The 12,050-nt window shown below is 66.1% G+C and carries 13 protein-coding genes and 1 tRNA gene; 2 read left to right on the top strand and 12 right to left on the bottom strand.

Annotation, left to right across the window (positions count from 1 at the left end):
- Positions 1–101: 101 nt before the first annotated feature.
- The 7 genes from LQ144_RS00875 to LQ144_RS00845 all read right to left on the bottom strand — a co-directional run bounded on the left by LQ144_RS00875 (position 102) and on the right by LQ144_RS00845 (position 6,681).
- Positions 102–1,424, bottom strand: a complete 1,323-nt coding sequence (locus tag LQ144_RS00875; protein ID WP_230116677.1) for an HRDC domain-containing protein — start codon at positions 1,422–1,424, stop codon at positions 102–104.
- Between the two features lie 58 nt (positions 1,425–1,482).
- Entirely contained in the window at positions 1,483–2,139 is a 657-nt protein-coding gene (locus LQ144_RS00870; RefSeq protein WP_230116785.1) for a DUF3000 domain-containing protein, read from the bottom strand.
- Between the two features lie 82 nt (positions 2,140–2,221).
- A complete protein-coding gene (locus LQ144_RS00865; protein ID WP_230116676.1) occupies positions 2,222–3,310 on the bottom strand; it encodes a low specificity L-threonine aldolase in 1,089 nt (362 codons plus the stop codon).
- A gap of 51 nt (positions 3,311–3,361) precedes the next feature.
- Positions 3,362–4,165, bottom strand: a complete 804-nt coding sequence (locus tag LQ144_RS00860; RefSeq protein ID WP_230116675.1) for an SDR family oxidoreductase — start codon at positions 4,163–4,165, stop codon at positions 3,362–3,364.
- Positions 4,162–5,565, bottom strand: coding sequence for a DUF6421 family protein (locus LQ144_RS00855; protein WP_230116674.1), 1,404 nt, complete (start codon positions 5,563–5,565; stop codon positions 4,162–4,164). The genes LQ144_RS00860 and LQ144_RS00855 overlap by 4 nt, the downstream gene beginning before the upstream one ends.
- 145 nt (positions 5,566–5,710) lie before the next feature.
- Positions 5,711–6,175 carry a peptide-methionine (R)-S-oxide reductase MsrB gene (msrB, locus tag LQ144_RS00850; protein ID WP_230116673.1) on the bottom strand — a complete coding sequence of 155 codons (465 nt, stop codon included), beginning with the start codon at positions 6,173–6,175 and terminating at the stop codon, positions 5,711–5,713.
- Between the two features lie 14 nt (positions 6,176–6,189).
- A complete protein-coding gene (locus LQ144_RS00845) occupies positions 6,190–6,681 on the bottom strand; it encodes a hypothetical protein (RefSeq protein WP_230116672.1) in 492 nt (163 codons plus the stop codon).
- 197 nt (positions 6,682–6,878) lie between these two features.
- On the opposite strand from LQ144_RS00845, the gene LQ144_RS00840 reads away from it, so the two are divergent.
- Complete coding sequence (locus tag LQ144_RS00840) at positions 6,879–8,147, top strand: alpha/beta fold hydrolase (RefSeq protein ID WP_230116784.1); 1,269 nt, start codon at positions 6,879–6,881, stop codon at positions 8,145–8,147.
- Between the two features lie 15 nt (positions 8,148–8,162).
- On the opposite strand, the gene ybaK is transcribed toward LQ144_RS00840, so the two are convergent.
- The 3 genes from ybaK to LQ144_RS00825 are packed head-to-tail and all read right to left on the bottom strand — an operon-like array spanning position 8,163 to position 10,137.
- Positions 8,163–8,687 carry a Cys-tRNA(Pro) deacylase gene (gene ybaK, locus LQ144_RS00835; protein WP_230116671.1) on the bottom strand — a complete coding sequence of 175 codons (525 nt, stop codon included), beginning with the start codon at positions 8,685–8,687 and terminating at the stop codon, positions 8,163–8,165.
- Positions 8,688–8,705: 18 nt separating this feature from the next.
- Positions 8,706–9,164: a SufE family protein gene (locus LQ144_RS00830; RefSeq protein WP_230116670.1), complete on the bottom strand. Its 459-nt coding sequence runs from the start codon at positions 9,162–9,164 to the stop codon at positions 8,706–8,708.
- Positions 9,165–9,216: 52 nt separating this feature from the next.
- On the bottom strand, positions 9,217–10,137 hold the full coding sequence (locus LQ144_RS00825) for a sulfurtransferase (RefSeq protein WP_230116669.1): 921 nt from the start codon (positions 10,135–10,137) through the stop codon (positions 9,217–9,219).
- Between the two features lie 221 nt (positions 10,138–10,358).
- Here LQ144_RS00825 and zapE point away from each other — a divergent pair, with 221 nt between their 5' ends.
- The gene (zapE, locus tag LQ144_RS00820; protein WP_230116668.1) at positions 10,359–11,396 is read left to right on the top strand and encodes a cell division protein ZapE; all 1,038 of its coding nucleotides are present in this window, start codon (positions 10,359–10,361) and stop codon (positions 11,394–11,396) included.
- A 163-nt stretch (positions 11,397–11,559) separates the two neighbouring features.
- Here the strand turns inward: zapE and LQ144_RS00815 are convergent, their stop codons facing one another.
- Both LQ144_RS00815 and LQ144_RS00810 read right to left on the bottom strand, forming a co-directional pair.
- Entirely contained in the window at positions 11,560–11,799 is a 240-nt protein-coding gene (locus tag LQ144_RS00815) for an antitoxin (RefSeq protein WP_230116667.1), read from the bottom strand.
- Positions 11,800–11,961: 162 nt separating this feature from the next.
- Positions 11,962–12,033: transfer RNA gene (locus LQ144_RS00810), tRNA-Val, on the bottom strand.
- Positions 12,034–12,050: the final 17 nt, after the last annotated feature.

The raw sequence follows: 12,050 nt of genomic DNA, 5'->3' as shown, positions 1-12,050 counted from the left end.
GACGTTGGTGCCGGATCCTGGCCAGAAGTCATCAGGGATCCAAGCGTCAGTGAGCCCAATGTTACTCGCCAGTAACTTAGCGTGCAAGGAGCGGATTTCTGCTAGGCCGTGGGCTCTTTGGGTTCCTTCGGCGGCAGGGGCTGCGGATTCAGGAATGCCGCGGTGATCAGCGGCGCCACAAGTTCAATCTGCCACGGTCTGGCGCCCAGTGCGCTGAGCTCTTCGGCGACCGACGCTTCGCTGATGTCAGCCGGCGGGCGCCAGGCGACGCGGCGCAGGTAATCAGGCGTCAGCAGGTTCTCCAGCGGAAGATTGAATTCCTCGGCCTTCTTCTGCAGCAGAGGACGGGCTGTGGACAGTCTCTCCGCGGCGGCGAGGTCGCGCCCGGCCCAGACCCGGGGCGGCGGGGGTGCATTGGTCGGGAGGTGCAGCGGGGGAAGGTCGTCCAAGGTGCGGGCGGTTGCGATGCAGCGGAGCCAGCGGGGGGCCTCGCGCTGGGCGGCCCGGCCATGGAATCCCTTGGTGCCCAGCAGCTGCGGCACGGTCGCGGGCATGGCCTTGGCTGCAGCCACGAGGGAGGAATCAGGAATCAGCCGGCCCGGCGCCACATCCCGCTTCTGGGCAAGCGAATCGCGTTCAAGCCACATCTCGCGCACCGCAGCCAGCTGGCGGCGGTCGCGGATCTGGTGGAGCCCCGAGGTCTTGCGCCAGGGGTCGATCCTTGGCGGCGCAAGTCCGGCGGCGAGGATGGCAGCGAATTCCTGCTCGGCGAAGTCGAGCTTGCCGTCTGCCTCTAGCAGTTCGATGAGCTCCTCACGCAGCTCCGTCAGGACCTCGACGTCGAGGGCGGCGTAACGGAGCCACGGTTCCGGCAGGGGGCGGGTGGACCAGTCGGCCGCCGAGTGCTCCTTCGCGAGGCCGAATCCAAGGAGCTGCTCGATGACGGCGGCGAGTCCGACCCGGGGGAGTCCTGCCAGGCGGGCCGCGAGTTCGGTGTCGAACAGCCTGTCGGGCCACATGCCGAGCTCTGAAAGGCAGGGAAGGTCCTGGCTGGCCGCATGCAGGATCCATTCGACGCCCTTGAGGGCATCGTTGATGATCCGAAGGTCGTCAAAGGGTTCGGGATCGATGAGCCACGTGCCCGATCCCTCGCGGCGGATCTGGACCAGGAAGGCGCGCTGACCGTATCGAAAGCCCGAAGCCCGCTCCGCGTCAACCCCCGCCGGGCCGGTGCCGGCCGCAATGGCTGCCGCGCAGCGCTCCAGTCCTGACTGCGTCTCAATGACAAGCGGCACGCCGTCGCGCGGGGAGTCGAGGTCGATGACAACGGGGACGCGGCTATCGAAGCCTTCCACCGAGATGTGGGGTGTGGTTTCAGCAGCCGGGGCGCCGGCTGTGGTGTTTTCCGGATTTTGAGGGGTCATGATGCCCCTAGTTTACCGGCAGCACGCCGCAGGGCGGAGTCACCATGGGCGGGGGCCCTTAGTTCCTGCGCCTGCGGGGCAGCGCGGAGACGCCATCGGGGAGCGGAGGGAGGCCGGCAAACGTGCAGACCATGTCGGACCAGGCTTCAAGGTGGGCCTGGACATCGGCGCCGGCAGGGGTCCAGGATGCCCGGAGTTCGATGTCGATTGATCCGGGCCTGTCGGAGAGCGTGCCGAAGCTTTCCGACAGCACGCGGGTGGCCGTTCCGCCCGCGGCCCGGTAGGGGGCGCGGTGCGTTTCCAGGGCTTCCACGAGCCAGGTCCAGGCGACGGAGCCGAGCATTTCGTCGTTGCCCATGTCCGCATCCAGCTGGGCCCGGATGTAGGTCACGATCCGGAATTCGCCGTCCCAGACGGCGGAACCGTCGGGATCGTGCAGCAAGATGAAGCGGCCGGTGGCGAGTTCATCGCCGTCGGAGTCGCTGGCAGCAGCGGAGCGGGCCAGGGCCATGGCCGCCGGACCGTGGACAGCCGCGTAGTCGCTGCCGAGGCTGCCGGTGCCGATGACCTCGGCGCCAAGTGCAACGGCGAACGGCGCCAGCCGCGACGGCGCCGGGATCTCGTCCAGGCGCAGCTCACTGCGGCATCGTGCTTTCCGGAGCGTTCCCAAGGCGTAAAGAAAATCCGCAGGAACCTGGGCCAGTGCGTTCACAATCGCAGGCTACGCACTGGAACCCGCCGATCCCCGCAGGCTCGCCGCCGGCCGCCGCAATCCAGCCCCGGCAATCCGGCTGACCCTACCCGGCGGACAGCTCCCTCCTGATGGCCTCGACGAATGCGTCCACGTCCTCCTCGCTGGTATCAAAGGAGCACATCCAGCGGACTTCGCGGGCAGCTTCATTCCAGTCGTAGAAGCGGAAGGACGTCCGCAGCCGGTCCGCCACGCCCTCGGGCAGGATGGCAAAGACGCCGTTGGATTCCGTTTTCTGGGTCGGCTCCACTCCGTCGATGGCGTCCACCGCGTGCCGCAGCCTAGCGGCCATGGCGTTCGCGTGCGCGGCCGAGCGCAGCCACAGGTCGCCTTCCAGGAGCGCGATGAACTGGGCGGACATGAAGCGCATCTTGGAGGCCAGCTGCATGTTCATCTTGCGCAGGAAGAGGAGGCCGTGGGCGGCTTCCGGATTCAGCGCCACCACCACCTCGCCGAACAGCAGCCCGTTCTTCGTGCCGCCGAATGACAGGATGTCCACGCCGGCGTCGCGGGTAAATGCACGCAGCGGGACGTCGAGGTGCGCGGCGGCATTGGCCAGCCGGGCGCCGTCCATGTGCAGTTTCATGCCCTTGGCGTGGACGTGCTCGGCAATCGCGCGCACCTCTTCCGGGGTGTAGCACGTGCCCAGTTCCGTGGTTTGTGTGATGGAGACGGCCAGCGGCTGGGCGCGGTGTTCATCACCCCACCCCCAGGCCTCGCGGTCGATGAGTTCAGGAGTCAACTTGCCGTCCGGCGTGTGAACCTGAAGGAGCTTGATGCCGCCGATGCGCTCGGGAGCGCCGTTCTCGTCCATGTTGATGTGGGCCGTTGACGCGCAGACCACCGCCCCCCAGCGGGGGAGCAGGGACTGCAGCGACAGCACATTGGCGCCGGTGCCGTTGAAGACGGGAAAGCACTCAATGCCTTCGCCAAAGTGCCGTTCCATCAGCTCCTGGAGGCGTGCTGTGTAGTCGTCTTCGCCGTAGGACACCTGATGGCCCTCATTGGCGGCGGCGAGGGCGGCCAGCACCTCGGGGTGCACGCCCGAGTAGTTGTCCGACGCGAAGCCCCGGACTGACGCGTCGTGCAGCCGGGACATGGTGCCGTTGCCGGCCGTTTCTACAGTGGTTGTCATCGCTTTGGTCACGCTTTCAGTCTAAGGAGTTCCGGCCAGGTATTGCTGCTGTCACTGGGTCAGCAGCATCCGTTGCCCATTCAGTTCAGCGGCGGGTTTTCCGAACAGGCCGACGACGGCGGCTGCCAGATCCTCGACGTCGGTGTAACCGGGAAACTTGCGTTCGGGCTGGCGGCTCCGCATGGCACCGTCCACGAGCGCCTTGACCACGAGGACGACGGCGGCGCTGTGCTGTTCAGCGTCACTGGACTGTTCTTCGTCACGGGACGGTTCGTCGGAGAGGTGCCGGCCGCCGCCTGCCTGCCCTGCTCCTGCCTGCCTTTCGGAGTGCTGGTCCTGGCGGAACCCGTCCGCCACTGCCATGGTCCACGCCTCGGCGGCGGCCTTGGCCGCCGCATAACTGGCAACACCGGCGGACGGCACGGTGACCGCCGTCGAGGACACCATGGCAAACCGGCCGACCTCAGATGCTGCGAGGTCGTCGTAGAACACCCTGGTCACGTTCCTGAGCGTCGTCACGGAGCTGCGTTCCAGGAAGTCCCAGTCCTCGTCGCTCTGGTCGGCGATACCCTGGGCCCCGCGCCAGCCGCCCACGAGGTGGATGACGCCGTCGATCCTGCCCGCTGTCCGCACAAGGGCTCCGCGGAGTTCGCGGACGGCCGGCAGGCTGCCGAGATCGCAGATGAGAGGCGTGACACAGCTGCCGGCCTGCGCCGCGGCGGCTTCGATCCGGTCTTTGTCCGACCCGACGGTGTATACCGTGAAGCCGGCCCGCGCCAGGGCGCGTGCCACGGCGATGCCCGATGGGCCGCTCCCGCCGGTGACCACGACGGTGGGGGTGCTGTTTCCGGTCATTCAGTCATCGCCTCCGCGGCGGGGCCGGTGCCGGTTGCGTCTGATGATCCGGTGATGCCGGCGGTCGACTCGATCACGTGGCGCATCTTCTTTTCAAGCGCTTCGTAGAACATGGACAGCGGGAACTCGTCGTCCAGCACCTGGTCGGTGAGGCCGCGCGGCGGCCCGTCCAGGGGTAGGGCCCCCGGCCCCTTGGCCCAGACCGAGGCCGGGTTGGGGGTCAGCGTTCCGGAGATGAGCTCGTAAGCCGCCAGCCAGTGGGCGGTCTTGGGCCGGTCGATGGAGCGCCAGTACAGCTCCTCGATCCGGGCGCCGAGGTCAATGACGACGCCGGCAACTTCGTCCCAGTCGAGGCTGAGGCGGCTGTCGGTCCAGTGCAGCACGCGGTGCTGGTGCAGCCAGGCGAACAGCAGCTGACCGCCCAGTCCGTCGTAGTTGCGGACCCGGCTGCCCGTGATGGCAAAGCGAAAAATGCGGTCGAAAATGACGGCGTACTGGACCAGCTTGGCATGCCGGCGGGCCTCGGGATCGGCGGCTTCGTCCTTTTCGATTTTCACGGATTCCCGGAAGGCCGTCAGGTCGCAGCGCAGCTCTTCCAGCGAGTACAGGAAGAACGGCATGCGCTGCTTGATCATGAACGGGTCGAAGGGCAGGTCGCCGCGCATGTGCGTGCGGTCGTGGATCAGATCCCACATCACAAACGTTTTCTCGGTGAGTTCCTGGTCCTCGAGAAGTTCGGCGGCCCCGGCAGGCAGTTCCAGGGACGTGGTGTCCGCGGCGGCGCGGAGGACCCGGCGGAAGCGGGCGGCCTCACGGTCTGCGAAGATCGCGCCCCAGGTGAATTTGGGGGTTTCGCGGACGGCCACGGTCTCCGGGAACAGCACGGCGGAGTTGGTGTCGTAGCCAGGTGTGAAGTCGAGGAAGCGGATGGGGACGAACAGCTTGTTGGAGTATTCTCCCTCTTCGAGCCCGGCGATGAATTCGGGCCAGATCACGTCGATCAGCACAGCCTCAACGAGCCGGCTGTTGCTGCCGTTCTGGGTGTACATGGGGAAGACCACCAGGTGCTGAAGCCCGTTGTGGCGGTGCTCCTGGGGCTGGAACGCCAGCAGGGAATCCAGGAAGTCAGGGATGCCGAATCCGGCCTCCATCCAGCGGGTGAAGTCGCCGGCCAGGAGTTCCAGGTAGCGGGCATCGTGCGGGAAGGACGGTGAAAGGGCTTCGACGGCGTCAATGATGGCCAAAACGAGGCCCGCCGCGGCTGCGTGGTCCGCTTTGTCCGGGACGGAGCCGTCCTGGACCTGCAGTCCGCGCAAGGCCGTGGCGGCTGCCTTGAGCTGCCGCCATTCGGGGTGGTCCGCGGAGATCCTTGCGGGGGCGGTGGTTACTGTAATGGTCATCTTCGGCGTGGCCTTCCTGGTTGCCTGAGCATCTACGCCGAGCGTAACAAGCAGCCAGAGTTCCTAATCCATTTTAGGCCTCAGCATAAGAAACTGTGAGGCTCATCGATCAGTTCAAGCCGGCCAGGTGTAGCGCCGGGAAGCCTCAGGACTCCGTGGCCGCGGTGCTGTCTGCGTTCTCGGCCGTGACCAGCCTCAGGGAGACCGAGTTGATGCAGTACCGCTGGTCGGTGGGCGTGCGGTAGCCTTCGCCCTCAAAGAGGTGCCCCAGATGGGAATCACAGTTGGTGCACCGCACCTCGACGCGGTCCATCCCGAGAGTGCGGTCGTGGATATACCGCACCGTTCCCTCTGCCAAGGGTGCCCAAAAGGAGGGCCAGCCGCAGTGGGAATCGAATTTCTCGTTGCTGGTGAACAGTTCGGTCCCGCACGCCCGGCACTGGTAGACGCCCGCAGTGTGGGTGTCCCAGTACTCGCCCGTGTACGGGCGTTCCGTGCCGGCCTGGCGCAGCACGCGGTACTCCTCCGGGGTGAGTTCGCGGCGCCATTCGTCGTCGCTCCGGACCACCGGCGTGCCTGCCGTGTTTTCAGCTTCTTCTGGAGTGCTCATAGCCTCATCAACGCTCAGGAGTCGCCGATAAATCCCGAGCCCGCGTACAGGTGAAGCACGGGGAGCCCCAGGCGGTCCTGGGCCTTGTTGGCCCAGTCGGTGTGGAAGGTGTCTGATACCGCGTGCGGCCGAGTGATGACGACGGCCTGTGCGGCGCCGAGTTCCTTCACCTTGGCCACCAGGCCGTTGACCGCCCCGCCATCCACCGTCTCGCCGGAGACCCCGCTGCCGAGACCCTCAAGGGCGCGGAGCGAGACGGACAATGTCTCCGCCGCGGCCGCCCGCTGCGTGTCCGGATCCGGTGCGTGTGCCGTCAGCTCCCGGAAGGCCTTGGCGATGTCCAGCATGGAGAGGTTTTCAAGGAGATCCACCAGCAGATGCCGTTCCGTGTTGGCTGGGACCAGCACGACCAGAGGCGCGTCACCCCCGTTCACCAGGCGTTCGATGTTGACGCGGTCGTCCGCACCCAGCGGCTCTTCTGTGAGAATGACGATTGGATCGCTCATGCCATCAGCCTAGCCCGGCGGAACCGTGCCCGCATGCATTTGCCGCCGGATGTGCCTCGGGAGCCGACTCCGGTAACAATGGTGCAATGGACTCCTCCTTCCGGCCAGGCACAGAGCTGCAGCGCCACCTGTTTCCCGGCACCGGCCAGCAGGGGGCGGCGGCCCTGCTGGACACCACGGCGCAGCCGGCCAGCAAGATGACCCTGCGGGCTAAATGGACGCTCGGCGGAATTATTGCCGGCAGCGCTGCGGCGGCACTCCTGGGGGCCGGATCGTCGGCCCTGGCGCTGTACTTCGCCAGGCGCGTACTGACGCCCTCCCGTGCGCGGCCGGCGGACCAGGAAGTGCTGGCCGTGATCAGGGTGGGCAGGGGCCTGCAGGTCATCCTTGCCGCGACACCGGAGACAACCCAGGACGGCGTGTACAGCCTCTTCTTCGATGGTGGGAACGGCCACGCGAGGATCGGCAGGGTCCTGTCCTACTCTCCGGCCGAGCGCACAGTGCTGCGCGAGGTGGAGACTGTCTACCAGGGAAACCTGGAAACCGCGCGCCGCGGCTGGTGGAGTGGCGCCGTGTATCCCGATCCCTCCGCCGTCGGACTTGCCTCGGAGGACGTCGGCATTGAAGTCGATGGCGGAACAGCTCCCGCGTGGCTGATCCGCGCCGAGCCCGGCGCCGAAACGTGGGCCATCATGGTCCACGGCCGCGGTGCCACCCGGCAGGAAAGCCTGCGTGCAGCCCGGGCCGCGCACGAGCTGGGACTGACCAGCCTCCTGGTTTCCTACCGAAACGACGGGCTGGCGCCCTCGGCGCCGGATGGCAGGTACGGCCTGGGATCCACCGAATGGCGGGATATCGACGCCGCCATCGCCTTCGCCCTCTCCCATGGGGCCCGGGAGGTGGTGCTCTTCGGCTGGTCCATGGGCGGCGCCATTTGCCTGCAGACTGCCGATCTCTCGAGGCACCGCAATGCCATCCGGGCCATGGTCCTCGACGCACCCGTCATCGACTGGGTCAACGTGCTGGCGCACCACGCCGAACTGAACAGGATCCCGTCCGGTGTCGGCCGGTATGGCCAGCTGATGATGGGTCACCGCCTCGGGCGCCGCCTCACCGGGCTGGCTGCGCCGGTGGACCTGAAGGCCATGGACTGGGTGTCCCGGGCGGTGGAACTCCGGACGCCGACCCTGATTATTCACAGCGTGGACGACGAATACGTGCCGTACAGACCATCCGCTGTCCTCGCGGAGAAGAACCCCGAAATGGTGACGTTCGAGGCGTTCGGGCAGGCGAGGCATGCCAAGGAGTGGAATGTCGATCCGGTCCGGTGGGAGAGCCTGGTCAAGGCCTGGCTGCAGCAGCAGCTTGCGCCCCGGCTCAATCCAGGACAGTTGAATCCGGGTCAGCCCGGTCCCGGGCAGGCTCCCGGCCGGCAGTCCGGCGTGGAACGTGACCTGGGGGATTAGCGCCGGCTGGGGCGATTAGCGCCCGCCGGTGATGGTTTTGGCGCTGGCCGCTACCGTGCTGATCGGTGCGGTGATGGCCTTCGTGAGGCGGATCAGGTCCGTGGGGCCGAGTTCGATGTCGAGGCCCCTGCGGCCGCCGGAAACGAGGATGGTGGCCAGCGCCAGCGCGCTGTCGTCGATGACGGTGGGGGAGGGCTGCCGCTGGCCCAGGGGCGAGATGCCGCCCAGGACGTAGCCGGTCCGCCTTTCGGCCGCAGCCGGATCCGCCATGGCGGCCTTCTTGCTCCCCAGGGCCGCCGCGATCGCCTTCAGGTCCAAGTTTCCGCTCACGGGAACGACGCCGACGGCGAGCCTGCCGTCCACCTCGACCATGAGTGTCTTGAAGACCCGTGCAGGGTCAACCCCGAGCACCTCGGCGGCCTCCAGCCCGTAACTGGCTGCGGCGGGGTCGTGGCTGTACGGGTGCAGGGTGTAGGAAACGCCCGCCGCAGCCAGTGCGGCTGTGGCAGGCGTTCCCTGGGAAGTGTTCTTTCGCGCCATTGGCCCGGGCCTGAAACCCTAGCTGGAGAGCCTGGCAGAAGCGGCAACCTTGCGTTTGATCCGCCCAAGCATTGCCGTCATCCCGCGCATCCGGAGGGGAGTGATGGCCCGGGTGAGACCCAGCAGTTCAGGCATGTCGTCCGGCACCGCAAGTATTTCCTCAGCCGTAAGGCCGTCCAGCCCTTCATGGAGCACGCCCGCGAAGCCCCGCGTCGTGGGGGCCTCGCGAGGCGCCTTGAAGAACAGGCGGAAGGCGGGGGACCCGCCGTCGTTCTTCTCCGTCTCGATGGTCAGAAACAACGGCGACTGGCACTCAACCACCTGCTCGAGCAGCTCGGGGTGGTCCCGCAGCCGCTCCGGCAGTTCGGGCAGGCCCAGAGAAAACTCCAGCAGCAGCTGGAGCCTCTCGGGCTCGCTCAGTGCCTGGAAGTCATCGACAATTTCCGCCAGCGCGGTGGGCAGTGCATAAGTACTCATCGCTTCAAGCTTACGCACTTTTGTTCCCGCCCGGTCCCTTTCTTACGGCTGCTTACCTAACGCCCGCGGGGACCGCGCCGCGCTCGGCACCCTTAACGATCGGTACGCGCACTGCATTGCCCCACTCGGTCCAGGAGCCGTCATAGTTCCGTACGGTGTCAAAGCCGAGAAGGTACTTCAGCGCAAACCAGGTGTGGCTGGAACGCTCGCCGATGCGGCAGTAGGCCACCACGTCGTCGCCTTCCGTCAGCCCGGCTTCGTCCAGGTAAAGCGCCTCCAGTTCCGGGCGGCTCCGGTACGTGCCGTCTTCGGCAGCTGCGCGTGCCCACGGAATGGACGCGGCCGTGGGGATGTGGCCTCCGCGGAGTGCGCCTTCCTCGGGGTAGGCAGGCATGTGGGTCCGCTGGCCGGTGTATTCCTCGGGGGAGCGTACGTCAATCAGTGGCTTTCCGAGGTGGGCAAGGACGTCTTCCTTGAACGCGCGGATCGGGGCGTCGTCGCGTTCGACGACGGGGTAGTTGCCGGGTGCGGGCGACGGAACGGCCGTGCTCAGCTCGCGGCCCTCGGCGATCCATTTGTCGCGGCCGCCGTCGAGCAGCCGTACATCGTCGTGTCCGAAGAGAGTGAAGACCCAGAGTGCGTAGGCGGCCCACCAGTTGGACTTGTCGCCGTAAATCACCACGGTGGTGTCGCGGGAAATGCCTTTGGCGGCGGCCAGGAGCGCGAAAGCCTGGCCGTCCACGTAGTCGCGGGTCACTTCGTCGTTCAGGTCCGTATGCCAGTCGACCTTGACGGCTCCGGGGATGTGCCCGGTCTCGTACAGCAGGACGTCTTCGTCGGACTCCACCACCACGAGTTTTCCGTTGTCCAGGGCTCCGCCGTCGATGGCGGCGGCGAGCCACTCCGTGGAGACCAGCCGCTCGGGGTTGGCGTAGGCGGCGAACTTTTCGTTCTGTTCAACTGGGTAGGACATTCATATGGCCTTTCACTGAAACGGTCACGGCAGACCGCCGAAGGAACCGGTCGGTCACTGCTCCAACACTAGCCACGGGCCGCGGTGAAAGCTTCCCCCCGTTAACAGGACGAAATGTGCGCTTGGTCACGGCTTCCGGGCGTGCGTGCACCGTGCAGGCTGGAGGCGGTGCCATTGCCGGTATTCTTTCTGGGGATAAGTCACCAGCAGAACGGACCACCTTGGTACAGATCGAAAAGCTTGCCACCCGGACGCCGGCGGTGTCAGTGGATGAGCTCCTGAAAGGGTTCTACCCGTCGCCCAGGTTCGGGCAGGTGTCCTTTGCCAGCTACAGGCCTGATACTTCGCAGCCCAGCCAGGCTGCAGCCGTGCACGCGCTGGAAGCATTCGCCGGGGGTGTGGGCGCCGGCGACGGCGCGGGACTTTTCAAAAGGCTCTTCGCGAAGAAGGACACGTCAAGGGCCGGTATCTACCTTGACGGCGGCTTCGGCGTTGGCAAGACCCACCTGCTGGCGTCGCTGTGGCACGCTGCCCCGGGGCCCAAGGCCTTCGGCACGTTCGTTGAGTACACCAACCTGGTGGGCGCCCTGTCCTTCCGGAAAACTGTTGAAGCGCTGAGTTCCTACAAGCTTGTGTGCATCGATGAGTTTGAGCTTGATGATCCTGGCGATACCGTCCTGATGTCCCGGCTCATGCGCGAACTCGCCGACGCCGGTGTCAAGCTCGCTGCCACCTCCAACACGCTGCCCGGCTCCCTGGGCGACGGCCGGTTCGCTGCGGTCGATTTCCAGAGGGAGATCCAGGTCCTGGCAGACCAGTTCGATGTCCTCAGGATCGACGGCGAGGATTTCCGGCACCGCGGACTGCCGGCGGCGCCGTCCCCGTTGCGGAACAGTGAACTCCACGCCCACATGAAGGCCGAGTTCGATGGCCAGACTGTGGCGGAGGATGACTTCAAGACCCTGATCGCGCATCTTGCCGGTGTGCACCCGAGCCGCTACCGCAAGCTCCTTGACGGAGTGGACGGTGTTGTTTGGCGGGATGTGGAGACGATTACCGAACAGGCTGTTGCGCTGAGGTTCGTGGTGCTCGCGGACCGGTTGTACGACAAGGACGTTCCGATCCTTGCCAGCGGTGTCCCCTTCGACAAGCTGTTCACGGAAGAAATGATGACCGGCGGTTACATGAAGAAGTACTTCCGGGCGGTCTCGCGCCTCACCGCCCTGGCCCGTGAAGGCCAGAACCACGAGCCGTCCTAGCGACCGGGCCGCTTAAGCGTCAAGAGTGCTTGAACGCCTCAGGCAGTCGACACACGGGCAGTTAAACGCCAAGGGCACTTAAACGCCAAAGGCGCCGGTGCCGCCTCTCGGCGGGACCGGCGCCCCCGTTGACGTGTCGGGGCAATGCCCGGGCAAATCCTTGTTACGGAGCCTTCTCGACCGGCGGCACTACCTGGCCCGCCGGGGCCTCGTTCGGCGTACCGTCTGCGTTGTCAACGTAGGTGGAAGCGCCATCCTGGACCTTATCTACATGGCCGGCGTACTTGCCGCCCGTCTTCGAGTCGACAAAGTCGCCCGCTTTTTCGATGCCGTCCTTGATGGCCTGCTCGTTGCCGCGGATCAGACCCTGAGCTTTGCCCTTTAGATCGTCAATTAGTCCCACGAGCACCTCCCTTCAATCGCGGAGCCAGATCGCTCCTCCGCAATCGATCCTAGCCCTGCGTCGGTTCTATGCCAAGAATCAGTTGACAAAATTTGTCAAACCGGTGAGGGTCCCGCTGCGTGAGGGCAAGAAAAAAGCAGCTCCGGAGAGCTGCTTGCTGTGTGGGCGATACTGGGATCGAACCAGTGACCTCTTCCGTGTCAGGGAAGCGCGCTACCGCTGCGCCAATCGCCCGGAACCGGAAAACCGGT

The organism is Arthrobacter sp. Bi83 (assembly GCF_918698095.1).
GTDB lineage: Bacteria > Actinomycetota > Actinomycetes > Actinomycetales > Micrococcaceae > Arthrobacter.
Note: the sequence above shows the minus strand (reverse complement) of the source record. Positions and strands in the feature narration are given on the sequence as shown.